Raw genomic sequence first — 26,239 nt, forward strand, 5'->3', positions numbered from 1 at the left:
AACATTGTCGTATAGCTGCCGACCACCGTGTAGAGCCCGGAAAACACCGTCGGTCCAACGGCGACACCGGCGAAGGTGAAGGCGAGGGCACCGCCGGTAGCCATGCCGACGGTGCCGGCCGGCGCCAGCCGAGCCACCTCCGCCAGGAAAACGCCGTTCCACCCGATGGCCGACAGGCCAAACCCCAGGAACAGCGCCACGACCATCGATGCCGGCCACCCCGGATGCAGCACCGCCGTCAAGCCGCAGGCGAGGGCGGAGGTAACCGCGACCATGATGAGGACGCCGAGCGCACTCTCCATCCGGTCGGCTATCCAGCCCCACACGATCCGCCCGACCACTCCCGCCGCCTGCGCCACTGCCGCCACCGTCCCGGCCAGCACGAGCGAGTAATCCAGCTCCGTCACCAGCATCGTCACGAGGAAGCTGACCAGACAGAGCTGCAAGCCCGAAAAGCAGAAGGCCGTGACCGACAGCAGCCGTAGCGGGCGTGCCCGCCAGACCATCCGCGGTCCCTCGGTCAGGTCCGCCCGGATCGCAAGCCCTGGCTGCCGGTCGGTGTCCCAGGACGCGCGCACCGGCAGGAGCAGCACCGCCAGCACGGCTCCCACCACACTGACGGCGAGCAGGGCAACCGGCCAGCCGAAGCCCACGGTCAGGCGCGGCAGGACCAGCCCGGCGCAGATTCCCCCCAGCGGCACCCCGGTCTGCTTCAGGGAGAAGACCAGGTTGCGCCGATGCGGCGGCGTGAAGCGGAACAGCAGATGTGACGCGGCCGGGTTGGTCAGTCCATATCCCAGGCCGATCAGCACCGAACCCACTGCCGCCAGCACGAGATAGCCACTTGCGGCGACAGCCGTTCCTGCGGTGCACAGCAGGAGTGCCAATTGGCTCGCCCGCACGGCCCCCCATCGCCGCACCAGCGTCCCGGCCGGCACGGAACAGCAGGTCGCGGCGATGTAGGCCAGACTGATCTGCAATCCGATCAGTTCCGCTCCAACCCCCAAAGACAGGGCGGCGGAAGGCGCTATCACCGAAAACGACAGCATGCCCATGGAAGCAATCGCCTGCACCAAGGTGACGGCTGCGAGGACCAATGCCAGCGGCGGCGTGTCGGCGTCCGGTCCGGAAAGGGAAATCGGTGCCATGGTTCAGGCTGAAAGCCCGGTGCGTGCCGCCACTGCCAGGACCCGGTGTGCGCCGAGCAGAATCGGCCGTTCGACCAGCTTGCCATCCAGCAGCATCACGCCCCCGGCGGTCTTGGTGGAAGCATCCACGATCCGCCGGGCCTGCGCCACGGCCTCGCCATCCGGCGTGAAGTAGCGGTTGATCGCGTCGATCTGCTTGGGATGGATGGCCGATTTGCCGGTGAAGCCAAGTCGAGCCGCCGCCACGATTTCACGGTCGTGGCCCGCCGGATCGTCAAGGCCGAGAAAGGGCATGTCGAGCGCGTCGATCCCGGCACGGGCAGCCGCGCGCACCACATCGGCGCGGGCATGGATCAGCGGCTCCCACGCGATGGCGACGCGAAGTTCCGCCGCCAGATCGGCGCCGCCGAACATCAGAAAGGTCATGCGCGGCGAAGCCTTGGCGATGGCGTATGCCGAGTCCAGGCCGCTGATCGTCTCGATAACGGCGGCGAGACCGGTATCGTACCCGGCCTCGTCCATCAGGGCATCGACCAGTTCGATATCGCCCTGCCCCTCCACCTTGGGCAGGAGAATGCCGCCCAAGCGCGGCCTGTGGTCGAGCAGCGCCGCCAGATCGTCAAGCCCTGCCCGCGTGCGGGGCGCATTCAGCCTCAGATAGATTTCCGTCGCGGGCGCGCTGCCGGCAAGATCCGCCAAGGCGCCCAAGGCCTTCCGGCGCGCCGCCTCCTTCTCGGCCGGCGCCACGGCGTCCTCAAGGTCAATCACCACGACATCCGGGCCAGCGGCCAGCGCCTTCATGAAGCGCTCGGGCCGATTGCCGGGAACGAACAGCAGGCTTCTCCGCACCGGAACGGAGGAAAGGCCCCCTTGGCTGGTTTCTTCGCTGGTCCGCATCATTGGCGTTGCCCTCCCCGACTATACGTGTATGTTTGTCCGGACAAAGATGCGCCAAGCCGTTGCCAGGCGCAAGCCAAAGACGACAGGAGGAAACATGAACGCCGCAACCGGCAAGCGGGAACCCCGTCACATCGTAGCCACCTATGGCCGCTTTCTGGAAGACTTCGTAGTTGGGGATGTCTATGACCACCGGCCCGGCCGGACGGTCACCGAGGCCGACAACATCCAGTTCAGTCTCATGACGATGAACCAGCACCCGATGCACTGCGACCATGCCTTTGCGGCGAAAAGCGAGTTCGGCAAGCCGCTGGTCAACAGCGGCCTGACGCTCGCGATCGTGCTGGGCATGACCGTCAACGACGTCAGTGCCCAATCCGTCGCCAACCTTGGCTGGGACGAGATCAAGCTGACGGCGCCGGTATTTCCCGGTGACACAATCTATGCTCGGTCGGAAGTCCTGGACGTACGCGAGTCCCGTTCGCGGCCGACCCAGGGAATCGTCACCACCAAGACCATCGGCTACAAGGCGGACGGGACCGAATTCATGACTTTCATCCGCAAGAGCCTGATCCTGAAACGCGACACTCGATAGACCGGGTAGGAGAGGAGAGGCCGGAGGGCGAAGGGGATATGTTGAACCGGTTCACCATCTTCCCTGCCTGACCGATATACTCAGGCGGCGATGCCGGGCCGCCTCTCGATGGCCAAGGTGAGACATCCCGGCCACAAAGCCGACGAATAGCCAACCACTCTATCGTTATCCAAGACTACGGTCTTCCCAAACCGGTGACGAAAGTTTACCCCTCGTGAGCTTGTCAAACTTGGGGGGGACATCATGAGCGGCACGGACGTCGGAACCAAGCGTCGAAGTCGGAAGAAGCCCACGACTCCCAAAGCAGCCCAAGGACCGGAGGAAGCAAATTCCGAGATCCTGCTGGAGACGGCCATCGCCGACGTGCCACGATGCAAAACGGTTCTGGTGAATGGCCCAAAGGGCGGGCTTGGCAAAACGACCCTTGTCCGAAACCTTGCCGTAGCCGCCGCGCGATCCGGTCTGAGGGTCGCCCTCGCCGATCTCGATCCGCAGCAGACCTTGTTGAAGTGGTGGTCGCGCCGCCCCGAAGGACTGGCTGAGGTAGCGCTCTGGGCAGCCGAGCCGAGCGACAGCCGCGAACTCCTGGATATCATCAGTCGGCAGTCTTTCGATGTGCTGATCATCGATACTCCGCCAGGTCTGGAGAAATACCCAGAAGACGTACAGAGGCTGATCGAAGCATCGGACCTGCTGCTGATCCCCTGCGGCCCTTCTTCCGACGAGAGCGAGAGCGTCGTGCCCTGGATGGAGTTTGTCGGCCGCTTCGGCAAGCCGTCGGCATTCGTGCTGACGAGGGTGGACCGCCGCTCAAGCACCGTCAGGGAGGTCAAACTGGAACTCAATGCCGTCGGCCGCCTCTGCCCGATCGAAATCCCGCAGTCGGAAGATATCAAGAGAGCGTCAAAGATCGGGATTGGCGTCCAGGAAATCGCCAAGGCCTTCGGTGCCGCGGAGATCGAAGGGGTGTGGGCGTTCGTGCGCAACGAGCTTGGCCTGAGACAGGAGTAACCGGTCATGGCGGTACAATCATTCGTCAGCAAGAACCAAGCGCGTGAGCTGGCGCGCACCGACACCCGTGTCGAAGCCATGGAGACGGTCGAGCGGCAGTTGACCTCACGGGCAGAGTTCGCCGGTGCCATCCGGCAAGCCTGGGAGGGCATCGAGAAACGCTACCTGCTGATCGGCCGCTACCTGCTTCAAGCGAAGCAGAAACTGGAACATGGCGAATACCTGGACCTGATCGAACGCGACCTTCCCTTTTCCCGCAACAACGCCTACAGAATGCGTGAAGTCACCGAGGCGATCGAAAACGGCCGCCTGCCGGCCGACCGCCTGCCGAACAGCTTCTCCATCCTGTACGAGGCCGCAACCCTGAACGAGACGGAGTGGCAGGAGGCAGAGACACGCGGCATCATTCACCGCGAAGTCAGACGTCAGGAAATCATCAGCCTCAAACGGGAACTACGCGCTCCGGCGGCCAAGCGGACCGAGATCCTGAAGCGACGCCGCGAGCAGATCGTCGCGCTTCAGCGCAAGCTCGCAGAGGAACTCAGGCAGATCGATGCAGAACTGGGTGGGACGGTAATCGATGGCGAAGCGCATGAGATAGCCGGGTAGCCGAGTGTTGGCAATCCGGCAAGTAGGCAGGGGAGGGGAGGGGAGGGCGTGACTTTCGCCATGGCTCGACGCAATGGTCTGGGATGCCGCTCAAGTGCGTATCCGCGGTGTCAATATGAGCCTGAAGAGGTCTATCGCCAGACCTTTAACTTTTCTTTCAATTTACCGAAAAGTCATCTTAACTATTAAATTTTCTATAAAATATATAAATAAGTATATATTATTTTAGGGTTTATATTTTGTGGATTTGAAATAGTTGTAATATCAACAACATCCAGGCAAATCTGCGATCGAACCCCGCCAAGCGACTCTACCCGACGGGATCTCCATTCCTAAACCTTTTCAGGCGGCTGCCGAGGATCGCATTATTTGATCGCCTGGGTGATCGTTTCGCGCATCGGCTGGATCAAATAGGCGAACAGGGTCCGTTCCTGCTTCTCGACGACGACCTCCGCCGGCATGCCCGATGAGATCGTAAGGCCTTCGCCGGATCGGACATCGACCAGGACGCGCATGCCATAGTAGGGCGCACCGGTCTTCGGATCGATCAGGCGATCGGCGGAGATCGAGAGAACCTGCCCATGCCTGACAGGCGTTTCGACCTGGTTGAACGACGTGAACCGGATCTGCGCCGGCATGCCGACCGCCAGACCGTCGATGTCACCGGGGCGGATCTGGACTTCCGCCACGATCTGGTCGCCGTCCGGGATGATATCGAGGATGCGGCTTCCCGGTGTCACCACACCATCGACTGTATGGTGAGCCATATCGACCACAGTGCCGGTGTACGGCGCCCTCACATCCAGGCGGGCTAGATCGGCCTGTGCCGCATGCAGCCGTTGCGAGGATTCGAACAGAGAAGCCTGCGTCTTTCGAAGATCCGCCTCCAGTTGCTCCAGGAAAGTCTTCCCGACTTGCATGATCTGCAACTCGGCTTCGCCGATGCTCTGCTTGACCATCGCCATGTTCGAGATGATCTCGCCGCGCTCGGCGGCGATCCGCTCCGCCTCGCGTTCGTACTGAAGGACCTTGTTCCCCGGCGCGTTGCCGCGCGAGGCGAGGGCGCGAAGCCCTTTCAGCTCCTTCTCGATCAAGGTGCTCTGGGACCGCTTCGCGGTTTCCTGGACCTTCATGGCGTCGATCTGCTGCCTGGACTGTGCGATCCGATTACGCAGGATCGCGGTCTGCCCCTCCTGCGACTGTCGGCGGCTCTCGAAGAGACCTTTCTGGCCACTCAGGATCGTAGCAAGATCGGGCTCCGCACGGGCGCGCTCCAGCAGGTCGGGGGGAAAGCTGACGGCAGCGGCGCCGGTTCGCTCCGCGATCATCCGGGCCTCCTCCGCCCGTCCCAGATCGACTTGGCTCCGCAGCATATCGACCAGGGACTGAGTCTGGGTCCGGTCGAGCCTGAGCACGACATCGCCTGCATGGACGCGCTGGCCATCGCGCACCAGGATTTCCCGGATGATGCCGCCTTGCAGGTGCTGTACCGACTTCCTGTGGGTGTCTACCGCCAAGGTCCCCTTGGCAATGGCCGCCGTGCTGAGGTTGGCCGTAGCGGACCAGGCCGCCAGACTGCCGAAGCTGCCGGCGATCACCAGACAGCCCGCCATGATGATGCTGCGGCTGGAAACCGGATAAGCCGGTTTTGCCTGCTGCTCCGCCGGCTGAGCCGCGCGGATGGGGAAAGCTTCGATGAGTTCGCTCAATTTCAAACCGCTTGCTGCTCGGTGAGTTCATGACCGGCCGTCTGGCGGTCGCGCGCGGGGGAACCGTCCTGGCGAGCGGGTCCCGCATGGCTTCCGGAGCGCTGGTCGCCGGCTCGGCCGCCTGCGGTGACGACGGGCCTCGTAACGGTAGCCAGTACCTCGGCGCGGCTGCCGAACAGCCTTATCTTTCCTGCTTCAAGCAGCAGGATCTGGTCGGTGGCGCTCAGGACGCTCGGGCGATGGGAGATGATGATCACGGTCGTGCCATCGGCCTTCATCTGGGAAACCGCATGCACCAGGGCCGCTTCGCCGGCGTCGTCCAGATTGGAGTTCGGCTCGTCGAGCACGACGATTGCAGGATTGCCGAACACCGCGCGCGCCAAGCCGATGCGTTGGCGCTGCCCGCCGGACAGTGCGCTGCCGCCCCGTCCGATCGGTGTGTCGTAACCCTGCGGCAGCCGCAGGATAAGATCGTGGACATCCGCCTTTTTGGCCGCCGCCACGATCGCCTCGCCGTCCATCGAGCCGAACCGGCTGATGTTCTCGGCGACCGTGCCATCGAACAGTTCGACGTCCTGCGGTAGATAGCCGACGAAAGTGCCACGAGTTTCGGCGTTCCAGCTCTGGATGTCGGACCCGTCGAACCGGATGGTGCCGGCATTGGGACGCCAAGCCCCGACCAACAGGCGGGCCAGCGTTGATTTGCCGGCCCCGCTGGGTCCGATGATGCCGAGCACCTGTCCGCTTGGAAGTTCGAAGGAGAGATCCGACAGGGACGGCATGTCGCGGCCGGGGGGTATCGCGCGAATGTTCTCGGCGCTGACAGATCCTTCCGGGCGGGGAGGGTTGCTTCGGCTGTCCGCTCTCTCGGTGGCTTGCAGCAGGCCGTTCAGTCGCCGGTACGAGACACGTGCGCCGAGGAACTGCTTCCAGACGCCGATCGCCTGTTCGACCGGCGCCAGCGCCCGGCCCATCAGGACGGAGGCCGCGATGATGCAGCCGGCGGAGATCTGTTCGTGGATGGCAAGCCAGGCGCCGCCGCCGAGCATAGCGGTCTGAAGCAGCAGCCGGGTGAACTTCGTGAGGCCCATGACGATGCCGGCACGGTCGGCCGCCTGCGCCTGAAGGCGCAGGACGTCGCCCTGCCGTACGGCCCATCGGCGCCGGAAATTCTGGAACATGCCCATCGCCTCGATCACCTCGGCATTGCGCATGCTGCTGTCGATCGCTCCGGACAGGGCTGACGAAACCTTGCCGGCGGAGGCCAGCGGCTTTTTGGTGACGGCGTTGTTGGCAAACGCGAGAACGAGCAGCACCGCACCGCCGGCCAGCGCGAAGAAACCCAGCAGGGGGTGCAGCAGGAAGATGATCGCCAGGAAAAGCGGCGCCCAGGGCGCGTCGAAAAAGGCGAAGATGCCGGACCCGGTCAGGAACTGGCGCACCGTGTCGAAGTCGCGCATGCCCTGCTCGGGGTTGCCGTCGAGCCGCTTAAGGCTGCCGCTGAACTGGGCGGCCAGCACCCGCTCTCCCAGCCTCTGATCAAGACGTCCGCCGATCCGCACCAGGATGCGCGACCGGAAAACCTCGAGCAACGACATGGTTCCCAGTAAGCCGACCGTGATCAGGGTCAGCATGAACAGGGTGGCCTCACTGTGGCTGTGAAGCACCCGGTCGTAGACCTGCATCATGTAGAGCGAAGGAACCACCATCAGGAGGTTGATGACGGAACTGAACACTGCGGCCATAACGAAGGTACTGCGACAGGTCGCAAGCACCGCTCCCAGTTCGGACTTCTTGGTCATCATCAATGCTTCGACAGTTGCTCGGAAGGTCCCTGCGAAGCGCGGTGCCATTGAAGTGAGCACCTATGCTCGAGACCGATGAGACCGACTTTGCCGTCACTATGCTTAACGAGGACTTAATGACAGGAAACGCTTGGAAACCGATATCGGGAAGGGCAGGGGGCCTGTTCTGCCAAGCCTGGTGCTGCGGAAAGGATGATAGCATCGTCCTCAACGCCTAATTGCGCCGCATACCTCTATCGAATACGCTAGCATAGTGAGATATGCATCAATAAGCACTCAGAGGAAGGTGGCGGGACATGTATGCCCATCCTCAACATGGTGGCGGCGCGGAAGTGAAGAATCTGCGCAAGGCGGGCGGAGCCTGGTTGAAGCAGTGCCGCCTGAGCCGAGGTCTTACCCAACTCCAGGTCGCCGACGCGGTCGGCCTCGGAAACTACACTATGGTTTCCATGATCGAGTCAGGGCGGGGCAGAATCCCACCTGAATCCTATAAGTTGTGGGCTGCTGTTATGAACATGGACACCCGTGACTTCGTCAAACAGATCATGCGTTTTTATGATCCAATAACGTTCACTATACTTTTTAAAGATCAAGACAAATAGATTGATGGATAATCAACACAGTAAAATAGCTAAACATTCTAGCATTTAAAAAGCTCTCTGCGGACGCCAATCGTCTGCTACAGCACGACCTTCAGAGCGTTACCGTATGGATCAGCACACATACTGCACTGGCCGTACCATCGCGCATGCGTGTAAGGCGCCGGGGATATGGAACCCCGCTCAACGATCAGCCTTGCCATCCCCGAACAGAGCCTTATGAGTGACTGGATCGTAGTAGCTCATGATCTGCTTGATGAAGTCCTGGGTATCGACACCCAAGGCTCTGGCATAGAACTCGTAACGATCCGACTGAAGCCGCAGCTTGCCGGCTTCGATCTGAGCGATAGTCGTGTAATAAGGATAGCCGACCGCTTTGGCGAGCATGCGCTGAGAGAGACCGGCACTGTTACGAAGCATCTTGAGCCAGAGGCCGGCCTCCTTGCGGAGGTCACCTGCGTCATGGGCCATTGCAGACTGAAAGTGAGGGTCCATGATGGGGCTTGAACTCGGATTGTTAGGAAGTGTGGCGCACCACATGAAAATGAGCTCAAAAATTAGAAAACGAATAAGGATTTTCTTTGATATGGCCTCACATTAAAATCAGGCTTCTATAAAAAGAAAGGGGTTGATCTAAAAATCAACCCCTTTCTCGTTTTAGTGCAGGGTTGCCGAAACAACCCTGCGATACGTCATGTCTTCGCCTTGTGGAAGGGCGTTTTTAGCTGACGAACGGCGTCAGGTCGAAGTTGCTGGCTACCAGCTTGCTGGCATCCACTCCGTTCAAGGTGCCGAGCAGCTGTATGTCACTGGTGCCGCCGTTTATCGCGTCAGTAATCGGATCTCTGGTGACACCATCGGTGTAGTGGTAAATACGGCTATCCGTTCCATTATTGATGATAACGATGGACTCGGCGTTATCATCGATGTTGTCTGGAGTGGTGAGCGCCGCATTGATGATTGTTTCGTCATTGGACCAATCGGCCGCAGCAGCATCGGTAACGACGATGACCTTGAAGGCGGACGCATCAACTTTAACTGCACTGGTAGCCGTCGTGAAGTTGTCGTTGCCAGCAAGGCTAAAGGCCGAGAAGTCCAGAACATCGCCGCCGACTTCAGGTTTGAAGTCGATGATCGTATCGTTGCCATTGTTGGTGGCTTCGAAGATCACCTTGTCGATCGCGGCAGTACCTTCGGTCAGCCTGATGGTGTCGTTGCCGGCGCCACCGCGAATGATGTCCTGACCATTGCCACCGGTGATGGTGTCGTTCCCGGAGCCGCCCGTGAAAGTGTCGTCACCGGAACCGAGGTTGACCGTGATGTTGGCGGTCGAACCCGTCATGTCGAGGTCTTCATCGCCGCTCGTCGCAACGATCGTGGCTGCACCCGACGTCCCAGACTTCAAGAGATCGATACCATCGACCTGGGTCGCCTTCAGCGTCAACGTGGCGCCATCGTTCATGGTGAAGCTATCCACCGTGGACAGCTTAGTATTGGTGCTGATGTCGATGTTCGAAGTGACGAAGGCGTTGACCGTCTCGGTCGTGACCTTGGACAGGTCCGAGGTCCCCAGAAGATTGTAAACGGCAGTGGTGCCTGCACCCGAAACCGTCTGCGTGCCGGCAAGATCGCCCATGGCAATCGACAGGGTCGATCCGGTGTTCACCACGATGGAGTTGTCATCGAAGGTGACTTTGACGCCGTCGAGCTTGGAGACGCCCGCAGAGGTAACCAGGCTCAAGCTGGTATCAAGATCACCGACGATCACCACAGAGGCAACGTCCCCAACTGCAGGGGTCGTCGTGACATTGAAGAGCTTGTTGTTGATACCGTCCAGAGCGGCAGCCTGAGCGGCTGACAGCGTCAGCGTTGTGCCTTCGAGGACCTTGAACAGATCGACTTCGCCCAGCGTGGTGTTCGCGGTGATGTCGATGCTGCTGTCTACGGTCGCGGTAACCGTCGTAGCCGAACCGTTGAAGACGACCTTGCTGAGATCGGTATCTGCGGCCAGACCGGTGACGACAAGACCTCCGCTGTTGCCCGCATCGGTAATGACACGATCATTAGCCTGCGCGGCGGACAGGGTCAGCGTGTAAGTGTCACCGACCACGATCTCGGCAGTGCCAAGCTTGGTATCGGCCGTCAGAGTGGCGTCAGCGCTCGTTGTAGCGACGACAGAACCAGCACTCTGTGTCCCCTCTTTGGCTCCCGCGGTGATCTTGCTGAAGTCGACCGCAGTCGATCCCAGGCCAGTGATGGAGATGGAGCCGCCATTGGCTACGTCGGTCGAAGCAGCACCGTCGATGGTCTTGCCGGTGGCTTGAGCAGCAGTGAGCGAGAAGGTAGCCGCTTGATCGACCACGACCTCGAAATTGCCGATCTGTGCGCCGCCCGCAAGGCTCGGCTGACCCGAAAGGTTTACACCAACTTCCAGCGTCTTGTCGCCGGTCACCGTGACCTTGGACAGATCCGCATTGATGCTAGGGCCTTCGGCTCGGACGATAATGGCGCCTTCACCCTGAATGCTCTTGCCGTTGACTGAACCGCTATCGGTCTTCAGCGTAGCTCCCTCGTCGATCTTGACGATGAAGGAACCAAGGTTGAGGCTGGTCGCTTTGAGCACGCCGTCTTCGGCATTACCTTCCTTGCCGGTTACCTGAACGATCAAGTCGCTCTTGGTCGCGTTGGTGGCACCGATGAGGGGCGAGCTTTCAACGATCTTGGATAGATCGATACCATTGGTCAGGTCGGTGACGATGACGGAAGCGCCCTTGTTTCCGTTTCCATCGATGTTGCCGCCGGTGATCGTGCGATCGTTCGCCTGGGTCGCCGTCAGTGTCACCGTGGCATTCTGGGCAACCGCGAGTTCGAGGTCGCCCAGTTGGGCATCCCTGTTTACTTCCAGATCGGAAGAAACGTCTGCCTTCACATTGCCATCAACAGCCTTGACGTCGGACAGGTTGTACGGAGAAGTGCCGAAGCCGGTGATGATGATGGTGCCGTCTTCATAGGAGATGGACTTGCCGGTAGCCAGATCGGCGGCCACGCTAAGCTCGCCAGCGCCGGTAACCTCCAGGGAAGCATCGCCCAGGTCGCCTGAGAAGGTGAGGTCGGTGGCGGCCGTAAGCTCCGCGACGATGCTGTCTTCGTCGGCATTCAACTTGGACAGGTCGAGGCCCAGCAGGTTTTCAATACCCGTGACGGTCAGCGTATGACCGGTGGTAATGGTGCCCTTCGTGTTGTTGGCCTGTTCGGCCGAGATCGTCAGGTCGGCGTCGAAATTGTGGAACGAGTAGGTGCCCAGCTTGTCCAAGCCGGTCACGCCGGAAATGTCGACAGTCACGGGAGGCGTGGCAGAAATCAGGCGGATCAGGTGGTCTTCGCCGGAGACGATGATCTTGCCGTCTTCGATCGCCTGCTCGATGTCCAGCGTCTGCGTGCCGGAAAGGATGATGCGGGTGTTCGAGTCGATGATGACCGGGCTCAGCGCGGTAGCCGCCATCAGGGCGGCCATGGAGACTTCCTCGAAGTCGCCAACGACCGTGCGGGTCATCTGGATCTCGACAGTGTCGGTGGAAACCAGATCGTTCGGGCCCTTAGCGGATTCGTAGACGACGGTGAAGTGACGCTCGCCCAGATCGGTCGACAGATCGACCGTCAAGCTGTTCAGCAGAATCTCGACCCTGCTTTCCGTGGCGTTCTCGTTCAGCGTGACGATAAGCCGGTCACCGGCCTTGGGCAGCGATGCCGTCGTACCGATAACGGTCTCCGTATCAGCGGTCTTGACGCTGACATCATAGGTGCCGTTGACGTTGAGGATGAAACGGGCCTGACCGTTTTCGATCGAAGCGTTGGCGGCATTCAGGCCCAGTTTGTCGGTCCAGTTGTCACCGGTCACCGTGATCGTGGCGCCGTTCATGACCGAACCGTTGAAGTCGAAATTGATCTCTTCGATGGCCAAGCTATGGTTGACCCGATCCGAAAGCTCGACTTCTTCAACGCTCTCGTAGGGAGACTCGTCGTCGTCGTCCTTGGTCAACGTCGCGCGCCCATCGACGTCGAGGAGGCGCGTGAAGTCGGCCGACAAACCGTCGCCGTCGGTGACGGTGACCTTGACGTTCATGTCGGTTTCGCCATCGGCCGCATAACCGAGGTGAACGTTCTTGAGCATCTCGGTGACGACTTCACCCGTGGCATTGCCGTTCAGCGTCACCAGCGCGTAGGTGGTTTCGCCAACATCCTGCACAGCGACGTAGTCGACAGCGGATGTTGCATTCTTATCGATGAAACCGGTCTTGTAGGTGCCAACGACAGTATCGATGTCGTTACCGGCAACACCAGCCCGCATGACGACGTTCGTGCCGACGAGATAGAACTTGCCGATGATCTCGTCGCCTTCGGCTTCGGCAAAGAAGATTGCCTTGTCTTCGAACTCGAATTTACCGCTGACGTCGATGCGAACGGAACCGCCGGCGAAGTTGCCTTCAGCGTCAGTAACGAGAGCCGTCTTCGTCACCGCCAACGGATCGATAGCCATGATCCCGAAGCCGGAGATCCCGAACATCTCCTCGCCGATCCGGGTCTCTTCCGCGCCGGTGATGACCGGGGCGTCGTTGACCGGGGTCACTTCCAGCGACGCGGTCGTCTCGGTCCATTCACCCGAACCGTCGGAGGCGGTGACGGAGAAGTTGACCGTGCCGTTGAAGTCAGCGGCCGGGGTGAAGGTCCAGGTACCGTCGTTGTTGTCGACCAGATCGCCGCTGTCGGCCGTGACGACCAGCGAAAGGCTGTCACCGTCGACGTCCACCACGTTCTTGAGCAGCTGCTCGGCCGTGATGGTGATGGTGCCGTCTTCCTCCATGGCGTCCAGAACGACCGGCTCGCCGGCGACCGGCGCGTCGTTGACCGGGGTCACTTCCAGAGTGGCGGAAGTGGTTGCGTCGAGTTCGCCATCTGTTACGACGACGTCGAAGGTCACCATGCCGTTGTAATCAGCGGCGGGAGTAAAGGTCCAGGTGCCGTCGCCGTTGTCGACCAGTTCGCCGGAGGCCGAATCGACCGTTACCGACTTCACGCTGACGTCGTCGGCATCATAGTCACGGACGTTGACCAGCAGATCGGCAGCGGAGAAGGTAACCGAGCCACCGTCTTCTTCCATCGACGGCAGTGCGACTGCGTCACCGGCGACCGGGGCATCGTTGTAAAGGGTACCGTCGTAAACGCTCTTGCCTTCGCCGGCGCGGTCCAGGAACTTGCCGACCCAGGCGCCCGCTTCACCGCGGAATTCCTCGGACTCGGTAAAGCGCATCAGGATCGTATTGGCGCTCATGCCCGAGTTCAGCCAGTTGTTCAGGCCTTCGGCATCGGGTTCGCGGCCCAGCACGTTCTTGTAGAGAGACGTGATGAACTCTTCGGTCGGCTCGTTGGTCTTGTAGAGGTTCAGGAACTCCTCGGAGCCCGTGAAGCCGGCCGCAATGTCTTCGATCGAATAGCCGGAATTGACCCAGGTCTTGAGACCACCCTGATCCGGAACGCGGTTGAAGGAACCCTGGTAGAGGCGGATGACGTCCTGGACGTGCTGCCCCTCTTCCGAGCTGATGAAAATCTCGCGGACCTGCTGCAGGGTGAAGTCTCCCGACTCCACCCGCGATGCCCAGCCATTGGCCTCATCATCGGCGGCGGGGCGCTGCAGGATATTCTCGTAGTAGGACTTGATTGTTTCAAAAGTCGTCACGATTGCGCCTCTTAGAGACAGTTTGGTAAAGCCTTACCGGAAGAACCCAGGAAAGGGTCCTCATCTCCACTCCCCCGCACCCGCGGTCGACTCCGATGCGGGGGAGGCAGGGATCCATGCGACGGTCAGTTTCGCCGTATGGATATCGAAAGCGGCACTTACAAAGCCGCCTTGGATATCCACGCGATTTTTATGATATTAAAGCTGATTTGTTTAATCAGCCTGCCATGACAGGAGTAAACACCGATTAATTGTCTGTAATAAACTACAAAATACTTTGTTTTCACTTACACAAATGTAGTTTCCTTGTTTCTACGCTTGGAAGACGTTGACGGCTATGTAGCTCGATCCAATTTTTCCAAGTCGGCGGTGCGCCGCTGCACGTCAATAGGAGGCTATCTCGCACCCTAAGATATTTATGGCAAACTTCTTCGTATTGCCCTCCTTTTCTACTCTCTTGTGCAGTCAACTCGATCAAGAACCAAATAAACTTGGCGTCATCAAGTTGCTTATGTTTGGTTATAAAGACATGGAATCCTTAATAATGTGTTTAAGTAGAGTATTACTGGGGATCTATGACGTTTCGCTTGCTCGTTCGTTACCATCTGATAGCAACAGAGGTTAATACATAAATTTTTATTTTAAAACTTGTTAAGTCGTGCAATCTCTTACTTGCGCTGTCATTTGGCTGTGCTTGCCACCTAAAAACACTTTTTAGTAGTGTGACTTATCATTATCACTCGATATGCGGAGGGCTTTTATCCTGACCGTAAGATGCTTACTGGAGGAAACATGCCGGCAGCGGGTGAGCCAGCTCTGGATACCCCCCCCCGGGCTTAGGTCGCGCAATTCATTTACGGGTAAAACCGCATCCCGATACGCCTAGTCGCTGTTTCGCGGCGGAGCACTCGAACTTCTTCCTGATCTGAAGACTACGAGCACTGCGATCCGGTACAAATGCCTTTACGTGATGAAACCTCTGCCTGCCCAACGATCACGACGAGGTCGAGGCATTCGGAAGCGGATGTTCACACCCCGCCGTTCCTGCACGTTTCCCTCTCTACCTCCGAAGCACAGTGGCCGCCGGGGCATGGACACGCTATGGACCCTTGAGAAGCCATAGTCAGTTTCCTGGTATGGGTCGCTCGAGCCATGAACGAATCAGTGTCCGGTTGGATAACGGCAAGCGGCACCGCAACCTCCGGAACCGGTACGAGTGACCCAGTCAGTCCCCCGCGAGGATGAACTCGCCTATCGCCTGCGCCAGCAACGACTTCTCGCCGATTTCGGTTTCTTCGCCTTGCGCTGCCGGGATCTGGATCCGCTGCTCCAGCGTGCGACCGAGCTTTGCGCCGAAGGGATGGGAACCGACCTGTGCAAGGTGCTGGAATGGCTTCCAGACCGGGATCAGCTGCTGATGCGGGCAGGAGTCGGCTGGGCCGAGGGGCTGGTCGGTCATGCCACCGTCGGCGCCGACCTGGAATCACCCGCCGGCTATGCCCTCAAGACAGGCGCGCCGGTGATCTCGAACCACCTGGAACACGAAGCGCGCTTCCGGACGCCGCACGTCCTGGCCATCCATGGCGTCCGCCGCGCCATTAACGTCGTCATCCGTGACGGCACGGACGAGAAGCCGTTCGGCGTGCTCGAGGTCGACAGTTCCGATCCGGGAAGCTTCGAAGAGGCGGATCTGGCCTTCATGCAAGGGTTCGCCAACCTGCTCGGCGTCGCGATAGAGCGGAGCCAAGCGGAGTCCAGCCTGACGGTCTCGCACGAAAGAAATCTCGAGATATTGGAAAGTATCGGCGACGCCTTCTACGCGGTCGATGCCGACTGGCGTTTCACCTACGTCAACCGCAAGGCCGAGGAATGGTGGGGACGCGACCGCGACCATCTGATCGGGGCCAGCTATTGGGAGGAGTTCCCGCAGGCGGTCGGCAGCATCGCCTATGAAGCGCACCAGATGGCGATGCGCGAAAGGCAACATGTCCACTGCGAGACCATCTCGCCCATCCTGGGTCATTGGGTCGATATAGACATCCACCCGACCGCCACCGGCGGCCTGTCGGTATATTTCCGCGATATCGGCGAGCGGAAGCGGCAGGAGGACGAACTTCGGCGCCTCAACGAAACCCTTGAGGAGCGCGTGGCCGAGCGCACACGCGAGCGCGACCGCCTGTGGGAGCTCAGCGACGACCTGCTCGTCGTTTCGGATTACGATGGCCACAGGATCCGGGTCAGTCCATCCTGGTCGCGGCTGCTGGGATATGACGAGACGGCGCTTCTCACGATGCGCTACACCGACGTGATCCATCCCGACGATCTCGGCAGTGTGACGGCGTGCCTTGAGGAATTGAGGACCTATCGCCGGTCCGTCCGGTTCGAGGACCGGATACTGGCCGCCGACGGCTCATGGCGATGGGTCGCCTGGGTGCTTTCCCCCGATCCGGATGGCATGCGGTTTCACGGCGTCGGACGTGACGTCACGGCGGAAAGGACAGCCGCCGAAGCGTTGCGCGCAACGGAAGAGCAGCTTCGTCAGGCCCAGAAGATGGAGGCCCTAGGCCAGCTTACCGGCGGGGTGGCCCACGACTTCAACAACCTGCTTCAGGCGATCGGCGGCAGCCTGGAGGTGGTCGAGCGCCGGCTGGAGGCAGGACGCACCGACGTTGCCAAGTTCAGCAGTGCCGCCCGCGTGTCGGTGGAGAAGGCGGCAATGCTGACCCAGCGCCTGCTTGCCTTCTCGCGGCGCCAACCACTCGCACCGAACGTTCTCGATCTCAACGAACTCGTCCTGGGGATGCGCGACCTGGTTCAGCGCTCGGTGGGAGAAACGGTCCAGGTCCAAACGAACTTGGCGGACCGGCTGTGGCTGACCTGGGCGGACTCCAGTCAGGTGGAGAACGCGCTGCTCAACCTCGCGATCAACGCCCGCGACGCCATGCCCGGTGGCGGACGCCTGATCATCGAAAGCTGCAATGTCCGCCTCGACCACACGAGCCCCGCTTTGGAGGCTGGGGTGGAGCCGGGCGAATATGCGATGCTGGCGGTGAGCGATACCGGTACCGGCATGTTAACCGATGTGCTGGAGCGGGCCTTCGAACCGTTCTTCACGACCAAGCCGCTGGGGCAGGGAACGGGGCTGGGACTGAGCCAGCTCTACGGCTTCGCGCGTCAGTCCGGCGGGACCGCCCGCATCGAAAGCGAACAGGGCAGGGGAACCAGCGTCAAGCTCTACCTGCCGCGCCATCGCGGCGCGATCGAAAACGGTGTCGATCTCGTTCCCGGACAAGAGCCGGAAGCCAAGCCGCAAGCCCACCCGGTGCCGGGTGGGCTGGGAAGCATCCTGGTCGTCGAAGACGAACTGCTCGTCTCCATGGTCATGGTCGAGACACTGGAGGAGTACGGCTATACCGTGCATGAAGCTGCGGAGGGGCAGGCGGCTCTCCGGATCCTCGAAAGCTCCACCACTGTCGATCTGCTGGTGACGGATGTCGGGCTTCCCGGAATCAACGGGCACCAGCTTGCGGAAATAGCGCGGACGCTCCGCCCGGGGCTGAAGGTCCTCTTCCTGACCGGCTATGTCCATGACAAGCCGGCAAAGGACGGAACGCCCGGATACGGCGGCGACCTTATCGGCAAACCGGTAGCGATGGACGTGCTGCTGGCCAAGGTGAAGGCCCTGATCGAGAGCCGCTGATCCAGATTTTGGACCAGATAGCGCCGGACAAGCGACTGTATCTTAAGACATACCGACATATGCAAAAATGCTGAGCAAATGCCTGCGATCTGGGCATGATTTTTCGATCATGCACGAATGTCCCGCCGCTTAGCCGCCAGCTCACCGCCATGTCCTGTTGGCACACCCATTGCTTAGTAAACTCATCAAGCGCAGAGCGCTCTAAAGCTCTCATGGGTTGGCGTGCCCATTGTATGGAAATCGTGCAATGCCCGGCGCGGCCATTTGACATTGGTTGACCAGCAGCCGTGCAAGCAGCGGGCTGCGGTGCCGGGTTTTTCACGTGATCCATGCGGTCTTTCAATGGACTGGAGTGGACCATGTGCGATCGTGACGGTACCTTCTACCAGCAATTCTCCCGGCGCAACTTCCTGAAGACGACGGCTGCCGGAGCGGCGGCCACGGTGGCGATCCCATCATATCTGGCGGCGCTCCTCAGCCCGACGGCTGCCCTGGCCGCTACCACGGTCAAGGCGACCCACGGGTCCGGCTTCTGCAACATGGGCATCTTCCTCGCCAAGGAGCGGGAACTGACCAAGGCCGACGGCGTCGACCTGGAGTTCGTCGTAACGCCGTCCAATACCGAGATCACGACCATGTTCGGCGCCGGGCTGGTCGATATCTCGATGATCCCTTATTCCAACTTCATGACGCTGTACGACGCCGGGGCTCCCGTCCGGATCGTGGCCGGCGGCGGCGTCCAGGGCTGCATCATCGTGGCGAAGGAAGGCATCAAGTCGGCAGCCGACCTGAGGGGCAAGACCTTCGGCACCTTCCAGGCCGACACGCTCGAAGTCCTTCCCTACGATTACCTGAAGAAGGCCGGCATGACCTTCCAGGACGTCGATATCCGCTACCTCAACACCTCGCCGGAACTGGCGCAGGCCTTCATCGCCGGGGCGGTGGACGCCATCTGCCACATCGAGCCCTATGCGACCCAGTGCGTCCAGGGGCGCCCCGGCGCCACCATCCTGTCGGATGGCACCGACCTTTACGGCAAGGGCTATTCGGACTGCGTGCTCGCCGCCCGCATCCCGCTGCTGGAAAGCAACCCTGCGGCGGTCAAGGCGGTCATCAAGGCGCTGATGGTGGCTCAGTCCCAGGCCGAGTCCGACAAGCAGGCCGCCCTCAACGACACGGTCGGCAGCTACTACAAGACTTCGATGGAAGCGGCGATGGATGCTTCGGCCAAGCAGCCAATCGTGGTCGACCAGCGCGACCAGACGCAGTTCATCATCGACCGCGGCGTCTCCATGAAGGAGCTGGGCTACATCCAGAAGCTGCCGGATGCCGGCGCGTTCGACTGGAGCCTGCTCAACCAGGTGATCGCCGAGAACGGCACTCTCTACAGCTCGCTGCACCTGAAGTCGGCTGCCTGAGCGACAAGCCAGTTCTTGAGCCAGTTCCTGAGTTAGAGAGAATACAATGACAATGACCACGAAGACCGGAATCGGGACCGTGGCTGAACAGGGGGACCGCGCACCCGCGCGGCCTTCCATCCCGCCGAAGCTTCGCCGGTACGGAGCGTCGATCGGGTGGGGCATCGCGTCCATCGGACTATTCACCGCCATCTGGGAAATCCTGTGGGCGGTCGGCTGGGCCAACCCGCTGCTCCTGCCGCCGCCGCACCTGTTCCTCCAGGACATCCCGACCACGCTGGGATACTTCGCCCAGAAGAACGTGATCGGCAGCCGGGGCACCGGCAATGGGCTGACCGGGCTGCTGATGACCATCCTGTGGACGACGACCCGTGTCGTGCTTGGACTGACGCTGGGCTTCGTGCTGGGCGTCGCGGTCGGAGCCGTGGTCCATTACGTGCGGATCGTCCGCAACCTGCTGCTGCCGACCATCCTGCTGCTGGCCCCGATCTCCCCCGTGGCGTGGCTGCCGGTCGCGATCTTCGTGTTCGGCATCGGCGACGTCCCGGCGATCTTCCTGGTGTTCATCACCGTCTTCTTCGCGATCGTGCTGTCCACCGTCTCCCAGTTCGAGAGCGTGCCGAAGAACTACCTGCACGTCGCCCGCATCATGGGGGCGAGCGAGGCGCAGACGTTCTGGCGCGTGATCCTTCCCGCTATCCTGCCCAGCCTGTTCATGACCCTGCGGCTCAACCTGTTCGCCGCCTGGATGGTCGTCCTGATCGCCGAAGCGGTGGGAGTGGGCACGGGACTCGGCCAGATCACCAGCATGGCGCGGGCGACCTTCAACGCCAAGCTCGTCTTCTTCACCATGGCCATCATCGGGGTGCTCGGCTTCACCTTCGACTGGGCATTGCGCTACGTCCAGAGCCGCATGCTGTGGTGGGTAGCACCGAACCAGGGAGGCAGGAGATGACCGAACCCGCCATCGCGATCCGCAACGTCGCCAAGACCTGGACACCGGAAGGCCGCCCCGCCGTCCATGCCCTCCGCAACCTCAGCCTCGACATCCTGCCCGGCGAGTTCGTGGTCCTGCTGGGGCCGTCGGGCTGCGGCAAGTCCACGCTGCTCTACATGATCGCGGGCTTGGAGGGCGTTTCCGCCGGCACGATCGAGCAGGACGGCATCGCCGTCACCCAGCCGTCGGCGGAGCGCGGCCTGATCTTCCAGGAAGCATCCTTGTTCCCGTGGCTGACCATCGTCGACAACGTCGCCTTCGGCCTGTCCGTGCGCGGCGTCCCGGTGACCGAGCGGCGTGCCATCGCGGTCGAGATGCTGCGCTCGGTCGGTCTCGGCGACATGCTGGAGAAGAAGCCGGACGAGCTGTCCGGCGGCATGCGCCAGCGGGCGGCTTGTGCTCGCGCACTCGCCATGCGGCCCAAGGTGCTGATGATGGACGAGCCGTTCGCCGCACTCGACGTCCAGACCCGGTCCAAGATGCAGGACTTCCTGCTCCAGATCTGGCGCGACAGCGGTGCTTCGATCATCCTGGTCACGCACTCGATCGACGAGGCGATAGCACTGGCCGACCGGGTCGTCGTCTTCACGGCGAGGCCGGGGCAGGTGAAGACGATCGTGCCGATCGATCTGCCGAGACCCCGGCCAAGTCGCGACGCCCGCTATCACCAGTACCGCGACCTCTTCACCGAGCTGCTGGCCGACGAGGTGGATCGGGCTTTCGCGGAACAGGAAGCGCTCTAGGCTCCGGACCCTGACATGACAACCATCTTTCGCGTCGGCGCGGCCTCGACAGGGCCGGCCGGCAACGGGACCGCCTGTGCCCGCCAAGCGGCGGAGGCCGCCGTCGAAGCGCTGGCAGGCACAGGGGCCGGGCTCGCGATCCTGCCGGAGCTGTTCGCTCTGCCCTACGTGGCTGCCGAAGATCCTGTCGGCTGGGAACATCTGGCGGAACCGCTAGACGGCCCGACCGCCAGTTGGGCCGCCGATCTGTCTTCCCGGCTGGACATCAGCATCCTGTTCGGCATGGCGCTGGCCGGCGTCGATGGCGGCAAGCCGTTCAACGCGGCGCTGCTGGCGAGACCCGGCGGGACGGTCGAACCGGTGGCGCACAAGATCCACCTGCCGCCGGCAGGTCCCGGCGAAGCTTTCGGTGAAGCCGACCACTTCGCCGCCGGCCCTCCCTGCGTCGGAACGGTCGAGGTCGGCCCGGTCAGGCTGGCCGTACTGATCTGCTACGACCGCCGCTTCCCCGAGTGCTGGCGAGCGGCGGCATCGGCCGGGGCCGACGTGGTCGCCGTCCTTGTCGCCGGTCCAGCACCCAGCGATCCAGACGGCATCTTCCTGGCGGAACTGCGCACCCATGCCCGCGCCAACGCGGTCTATGCGGTGGCGGCGGCCCGCTACGGCATCGAAACCATCACCGGCAGCTCCGTCCGCCACGACGGCGAGACGGCGGCGGTCACCCCGGACGGCGGCATCGCCGCCACCGGACCGACGATCACCATCGACATCGATCCAGCGCGGCTCCAGGCCGCGCGGAACAGCAACCCCACCGCACGTCATCTGCGAATCTGAAGAACAAGGAGTCCATCATGGGAGACCTCATCGTCCAGGCCCGCTGGGTCGTCACCGGCACGGCGGACCGCCATACCCCCGTCGTGATCGACCAGGGCGCCGTCCTGTCCAAGGACGGCGTGGTGAAGGCCACCGGCACACTCGACGAGATGAAGAAGCTGGCGCCCGCCGCCACCGTCAAGAGCTACCCGAACCACGTCATGCTGCCGGGCTTCGTCAACAGCCACCACCATGTCGGGTTGACCCCGTTACAGCTCGGCTCGCCCGACTATGCACTGGAGCTTTGGTTCGCGGGCCGGATGCCGGCGCGCAAGATCGACCTATACCTCGACACGCTCTATTCCGCCTTCGAGATGATCGCGTCGGGCGTCACCACGGTCCAGCATATCCACGGCTGGATGGCCGGCGGCTATGGCGCCATCCATGGCGCGGCGAGCAAGGTGCTGAACGCCTACCGCGACCTCGGCATGCGGGCGTCCTACTGCTATGCCGTCCGGGAGCAGAACCGGCTGGTCTACGAGGCCGACGAGGAGTTCTGCGAGAAGCTGCCGAAGCCGCTCGGCCCCGACCTCCTGGCCTACCTGAAGTCGCAGGCGATGCCCTTCGCCGACTTCCTGACCCTGTTCGACCAGTTGACGGAGGAGAACAGAGGCCAGCGCCTAACCCGCATCCAGTTGGCCCCGGCCAACCTGCACTGGTGTACCGACGATGGCCTGCTGGCGCTCAACGAGAAGTCCAAGGCCGCCAACGTGCCGATGCACATGCACCTGCTGGAGACGGCGTATCAGAAGGAATACGCGATGCGCCGCACCGGCAAGACCGCCGTCCGGCATCTCCACGACCTGGGCCTGCTCGGCCCGCGCATGACCCTGGGCCACGGCGTCTGGCTGACCGAGGAGGACATCGACATCACGGCGGATACAGGGACCTGCATCTGCCACAACTGCTCCTCCAACTTCCGCCTGCGGTCCGGCATCGCGCCGCTGAACCACTACGAGAAGAAGGGCGTCACCGTCGGCATGGGCCTGGACGAGGCCGGCATCAACGACGACCGCGACATGTTGCAGGAGATGCGGCTGGCGCTGCGTGCTCACCGGACGCCGGGCATGGACGACGACGTGCCGACTTGCCCGCAGGTGCTGCGGATGGCGACCGAGTCGGGGGCGAAGACGACCTCGTTCGGCGAAGAGATCGGCCGGCTCGATCCGGGCCGCTACTTCGATGCCGTGCTGATCGACTGGAACAAGGCGACATACCCGTACCAGGACGACGACGTGCCGATGCTGGACGCGGTGATCCAGCGCGCCAAGACCAACGCCGTCGACGCTGTCTACATCGACGGCGACCTGGTCTACGCCGATGGGCGCTTCACCCGGATCGACCGCGACCAGATCCTGGCCGAGATCGCCGAAACCTTGTCCAAGCCGCGCACCCCGGACGAACTTGCCCGCCGCGAGTTGGGCCGCGCCGTGTTCCCGCACGTCAAGGCCTTCTACGACGGCTACATCCGGGAAGGAGAGGGGAAGCCGTTCTACACCCAGTCCTCAGCCTTCTGAGTTGACCATCGCCGTGAAGCCTGTAACGGGCTTCACAGCGCCGGCGGCCGGCGGTCGTTAATGTCTTGGCAACGAAGCAACACGCCACCCCACCGGAGAGGCCACAAATGTCACTGATCGAAGTCCAATCCCGGCATGCGGCCAGCCTCTCCGGTTATGCTCCCGTCAAGCGCCTGTTCGACATCGCCGCCGCCGTTTCGCTGCTGATCCCGCTGCTGCCGCTGCTGCTCCTGATCGCGGCGGCGGTGAGGCTGGAAACGCGAGGACCGGCGCTGTTCCGTCAGGCGCGCTGCGGCGCCGGCTCGAAGACCTTCCCGGCGCTTAAGTTCCGCACCATGCATGTCGACGCCGAAGCCCGCCTCGCGGAGATGCTGGCCGCCGACGCCGGCTTGCTGCTGGAGTACCAGCGCCACCACAAGCTGCGCAACGATCCCAGGATCACCCGGCTCGGCCGCTTTCTGCGGCGCACCAGCCTGGACGAGTTGCCGCAACTCTGGAACGTAGTGACCGGCGACATGAGCCTGATCGGTCCGCGTCCCTACATGCCGCACGAGCTGACGCCGCATCCTTCGGCCCGGTCGGCGATAGCCTGCGTCAAGCCTGGCATTACGGGCCTGTGGCAGGTTTCAGGCCGCCATCGGACCACGTTCGAGGATCGCCTCGGCTACGATATCGCCTATGTCGAGCGCTACTCGCTCCGGCAGGACATGGTCATTCTGCTGCGGACGGTGAAGGTCGTCCTCACGGCCGACGGTGTCTGAAAGTGCCGGGACATCCGCGGGATTGGAGACAATCGGCCGGCACAGCTGTTGTCGTTGCAGTCGAAATAACCTGAGAGGGGAGCGATGACTCCTTTGTACCGGACCATCCTTCATGCCTCCGGCGGTACTTATTACCAGGGAGAGCCCATTTCCCTCGCCGATGCCCAGATGATGCTGAGCAACGATATCGCCGAGGGCAAGGTCGAGGTCGGCGCTTTCTTGAAGATCGACGAGGATGCTCTGATCCTTGAGCCGGCAGACGCCAAACCGTAATGGGAAGTCACGGATTGCCCAGCTCTTTTTCCTTATACCTTTTTTTGTATCTTACAAAATAATCATGCGGGAGCATGATTATCGCAATCTATAGACGGCAGCTTTCAGGTGTAACCTTATATGACAAAAAAGGGCCCGTTCTGGTTGCGAATGCTGATCATCATGGTTCTTTCCTTGTTCGCCTGGGCGATCATGATCTTGTTTGCGGCACTGATATGGACTGTCGGTAAATTTTTACTCCTGGACTGGCTTCGCCGCCCGATCCCGAGATAAAATTTCGATGGGATGGTCATCAAAGGTCACTAAATCGAGCGGAAGGTCACTGATTCCGATCATGACGTCACTATCGGCCGTCACGGATACGCGTTTCGATCGCTCATCATAATTTTTTGCAGGGACCCCGGGTGTTGGCCGGAAGCGTTATAGAAGATCGGTTGCAGGAATTCAATCCGGCAACCGGCCGGCAGCCACTTGGCCGGCGGCTGCCGCCAACTGCTCCTCGATCGTCCGGATCCAGTCGGCGGAGATGCCTCGTTGCACGCGGACATCCCGGATTAGCCGGAGATTGCGGGCGGAAGTTTCCGGTTCCCACGGTTCGCGTATCGCTGCCAGGGCGCTGGTCAGCGCGTCCCCCGCCGCTGCCGCATCGTTGGCCAGCACCGCCAGTTCCAGCAGCGTGGCATGATCCCAGTAATCGGGGCTTCGCCCGGCAAGCCTGCGCTTGACCGCATAGCGCACGACCGGCAGCAACTCCGCCTGCCGCGGATCGACGGGATCCACCATTTCCATCAGGGTAGCGGCGTCGACACCGGGATACGCGTCACGCCAGTCGGCTTCGAAACCGGCCAGATAGTCGGCGATCGCATCGTGCAGATGGTCGATGACGGCAGGCTCCCCGTTGCTGCGCGCCTCCTCCCAGCGGTCCTTGTGGATCCGCTCCAGGATGCCGTTGGTCTCACTGGATGGGGTGCCTGTCATGGCGATCACTAGTCCTTGCCCGTACCGAGAAGACGTCCGCGATGATCGCGCCGTCGGTGACGCGCAGCAGCCGGCAGTGATGGGCGACGCCGTCGGTCGTGGTTCGGTGCGCAAGCAGGGCGACGGCCACCGTTTCGCCGGGATCGATGTTGCCCCGGTAGAAGATATCGCGGCTCGCCGTCGTGGCGGTCAGTGCGCAGGCTCGGTCGAACTGCCATTCGGCCCGATCCACCAAAGCAAGGAAGCTGGTGAAATACAGGAAGCCGGCGCCGTTGAAGTCCTGGCTCGGGCAGGGGTCGAAAGTGAAGCGGGCGAGTTCGGCCGCTGGGGCGGAGCGGAAGGCAGCGGCTCGGGCGGCGATGCCGTTGGCGGGGGCTTGGGTGCGCTTCGGCGACAGCCCATCGACGGCGATGCGGGCGACGGTGTGGTTGCCACCGCCGACGTCCCGCTTGACGAAGGTCGAAAGCAGCTCGATCGTGCCGATAGGCCGCCCGGCGATGGTGAGGCGGTGGCGGCTGGAGACCTGAGTGCGGGACAGGGGTTCCAGGGAGGAACTCAGCGTCAGCACGTCGTTTTCGCAGGCCGACGCCAGATCGCACCCCGACAACGATACCGCCCGGAAGGCGGCATAGACCGGTTCTCCAGATGCAGTGCGGAAATCCGGGACCGCCATGCCGGCAGCTTCGGCCAGCAGAAACCAGTGGCGATGCCCGAGTTCCTTGAGGAGCCAGCCTTCGGACAAGCCATTGGCGGACAGGTGCGGCATGCCGAGGGCAATGCGGTCCGGCAGCTTCGGGGCCGAGAGCTTCGGCTTGGCGGCGGAGCAGCCGAAGATGTCTTCCAGGCGGACGATCTTGTTCATGTCTTCCCCA

The 26,239-nt window shown here is 61.8% G+C and carries 19 protein-coding genes and 1 pseudogene; 12 read left to right on the forward strand and 8 right to left on the reverse strand.

Annotation, left to right across the window (positions count from 1 at the left end):
- Positions 1–32: 32 nt before the first annotated feature.
- Both N826_RS15195 and N826_RS15200 read right to left on the reverse strand, forming a co-directional pair.
- A pseudogene (locus tag N826_RS15195) lies at positions 33–1,148 on the reverse strand (MFS transporter); the annotation flags it as partial.
- A 3-nt stretch (positions 1,149–1,151) separates the two neighbouring features.
- Positions 1,152–2,048, reverse strand: coding sequence for an HpcH/HpaI aldolase/citrate lyase family protein (locus N826_RS15200; RefSeq protein WP_052831323.1), 897 nt, complete (start codon positions 2,046–2,048; stop codon positions 1,152–1,154).
- A 94-nt stretch (positions 2,049–2,142) separates the two neighbouring features.
- Between N826_RS15200 and N826_RS15205 the strand changes: the two genes are divergently transcribed.
- The 3 genes from N826_RS15205 to N826_RS15215 all read left to right on the forward strand — a co-directional run bounded on the left by N826_RS15205 (position 2,143) and on the right by N826_RS15215 (position 4,260).
- On the forward strand, positions 2,143–2,640 hold the full coding sequence (locus N826_RS15205; protein ID WP_044430202.1) for a MaoC family dehydratase: 498 nt from the start codon (positions 2,143–2,145) through the stop codon (positions 2,638–2,640).
- A 243-nt stretch (positions 2,641–2,883) separates the two neighbouring features.
- A complete protein-coding gene (locus N826_RS15210) occupies positions 2,884–3,651 on the forward strand; it encodes a ParA family protein (protein WP_052831325.1) in 768 nt (255 codons plus the stop codon).
- 6 nt (positions 3,652–3,657) lie between these two features.
- Complete coding sequence (locus tag N826_RS15215) at positions 3,658–4,260, forward strand: DUF3102 domain-containing protein (protein WP_044430205.1); 603 nt, start codon at positions 3,658–3,660, stop codon at positions 4,258–4,260.
- 365 nt (positions 4,261–4,625) lie between these two features.
- Here the strand turns inward: N826_RS15215 and N826_RS15220 are convergent, their stop codons facing one another.
- Both N826_RS15220 and N826_RS15225 read right to left on the reverse strand, forming a co-directional pair.
- Positions 4,626–5,969 (reverse strand): HlyD family type I secretion periplasmic adaptor subunit, encoded by a 1,344-nt coding sequence (locus tag N826_RS15220; protein ID WP_052831327.1) that lies wholly within the window; start codon positions 5,967–5,969, stop codon positions 4,626–4,628.
- A gap of 2 nt (positions 5,970–5,971) precedes the next feature.
- Positions 5,972–7,774 carry a type I secretion system permease/ATPase gene (locus N826_RS15225; protein ID WP_063772261.1) on the reverse strand — a complete coding sequence of 601 codons (1,803 nt, stop codon included), beginning with the start codon at positions 7,772–7,774 and terminating at the stop codon, positions 5,972–5,974.
- A 296-nt stretch (positions 7,775–8,070) separates the two neighbouring features.
- Between N826_RS15225 and N826_RS15230 the strand changes: the two genes are divergently transcribed.
- A complete protein-coding gene (locus N826_RS15230; RefSeq protein ID WP_044430208.1) occupies positions 8,071–8,376 on the forward strand; it encodes a helix-turn-helix domain-containing protein in 306 nt (101 codons plus the stop codon).
- A 180-nt stretch (positions 8,377–8,556) separates the two neighbouring features.
- Here N826_RS15230 and N826_RS15235 read toward each other — a convergent pair whose 3' ends face one another.
- On the reverse strand, positions 8,557–8,868 hold the full coding sequence (locus N826_RS15235) for a helix-turn-helix domain-containing protein (RefSeq protein WP_044430211.1): 312 nt from the start codon (positions 8,866–8,868) through the stop codon (positions 8,557–8,559).
- Between the two features lie 226 nt (positions 8,869–9,094).
- The gene (locus tag N826_RS15240) at positions 9,095–14,107 is read right to left on the reverse strand and encodes a cadherin-like domain-containing protein (RefSeq protein ID WP_044430213.1); all 5,013 of its coding nucleotides are present in this window, start codon (positions 14,105–14,107) and stop codon (positions 9,095–9,097) included.
- Between the two features lie 1,216 nt (positions 14,108–15,323).
- Between N826_RS15240 and N826_RS15245 the strand changes: the two genes are divergently transcribed.
- From N826_RS15245 to N826_RS15280, 8 genes are all read left to right on the forward strand, one after another.
- The gene (locus tag N826_RS15245) at positions 15,324–17,807 is read left to right on the forward strand and encodes a PAS domain S-box protein (RefSeq protein ID WP_052831330.1); all 2,484 of its coding nucleotides are present in this window, start codon (positions 15,324–15,326) and stop codon (positions 17,805–17,807) included.
- Between the two features lie 359 nt (positions 17,808–18,166).
- On the forward strand, positions 18,167–19,225 hold the full coding sequence (locus tag N826_RS15250; RefSeq protein ID WP_044430215.1) for an ABC transporter substrate-binding protein: 1,059 nt from the start codon (positions 18,167–18,169) through the stop codon (positions 19,223–19,225).
- 52 nt (positions 19,226–19,277) lie between these two features.
- Complete coding sequence (locus N826_RS15255) at positions 19,278–20,180, forward strand: ABC transporter permease (protein ID WP_211099292.1); 903 nt, start codon at positions 19,278–19,280, stop codon at positions 20,178–20,180.
- A complete protein-coding gene (locus N826_RS15260) occupies positions 20,177–20,965 on the forward strand; it encodes an ABC transporter ATP-binding protein (RefSeq protein ID WP_044430219.1) in 789 nt (262 codons plus the stop codon). Before N826_RS15255 ends, N826_RS15260 begins: the two co-directional genes overlap by 4 nt.
- Before the next feature lie 15 nt (positions 20,966–20,980).
- Positions 20,981–21,799 carry a carbon-nitrogen hydrolase family protein gene (locus tag N826_RS15265; RefSeq protein ID WP_044430221.1) on the forward strand — a complete coding sequence of 273 codons (819 nt, stop codon included), beginning with the start codon at positions 20,981–20,983 and terminating at the stop codon, positions 21,797–21,799.
- 17 nt (positions 21,800–21,816) lie between these two features.
- Positions 21,817–23,355, forward strand: a complete 1,539-nt coding sequence (locus N826_RS15270; RefSeq protein WP_044430224.1) for an amidohydrolase family protein — start codon at positions 21,817–21,819, stop codon at positions 23,353–23,355.
- A 107-nt stretch (positions 23,356–23,462) separates the two neighbouring features.
- Complete coding sequence (locus N826_RS15275; protein WP_044430226.1) at positions 23,463–24,116, forward strand: sugar transferase; 654 nt, start codon at positions 23,463–23,465, stop codon at positions 24,114–24,116.
- Positions 24,117–24,200: 84 nt separating this feature from the next.
- Entirely contained in the window at positions 24,201–24,389 is a 189-nt protein-coding gene (locus N826_RS15280; RefSeq protein WP_044430229.1) for a hypothetical protein, read from the forward strand.
- Between the two features lie 444 nt (positions 24,390–24,833).
- Here N826_RS15280 and N826_RS15285 read toward each other — a convergent pair whose 3' ends face one another.
- Positions 24,834–25,367, reverse strand: a complete 534-nt coding sequence (locus tag N826_RS15285; protein ID WP_084720789.1) for a TRAFs-binding domain-containing protein — start codon at positions 25,365–25,367, stop codon at positions 24,834–24,836.
- Positions 25,345–26,229 carry a Pnap_2097 family protein gene (locus tag N826_RS15290; protein ID WP_052831334.1) on the reverse strand — a complete coding sequence of 295 codons (885 nt, stop codon included), beginning with the start codon at positions 26,227–26,229 and terminating at the stop codon, positions 25,345–25,347. Before N826_RS15290 ends, N826_RS15285 begins: the two co-directional genes overlap by 23 nt.
- Positions 26,230–26,239 lie beyond the last annotated feature (10 nt).

The sequence above is a fragment of the Skermanella aerolata KACC 11604 genome (assembly GCF_000936425.1).
Lineage (GTDB): Bacteria > Pseudomonadota > Alphaproteobacteria > Azospirillales > Azospirillaceae > Skermanella > Skermanella aerolata.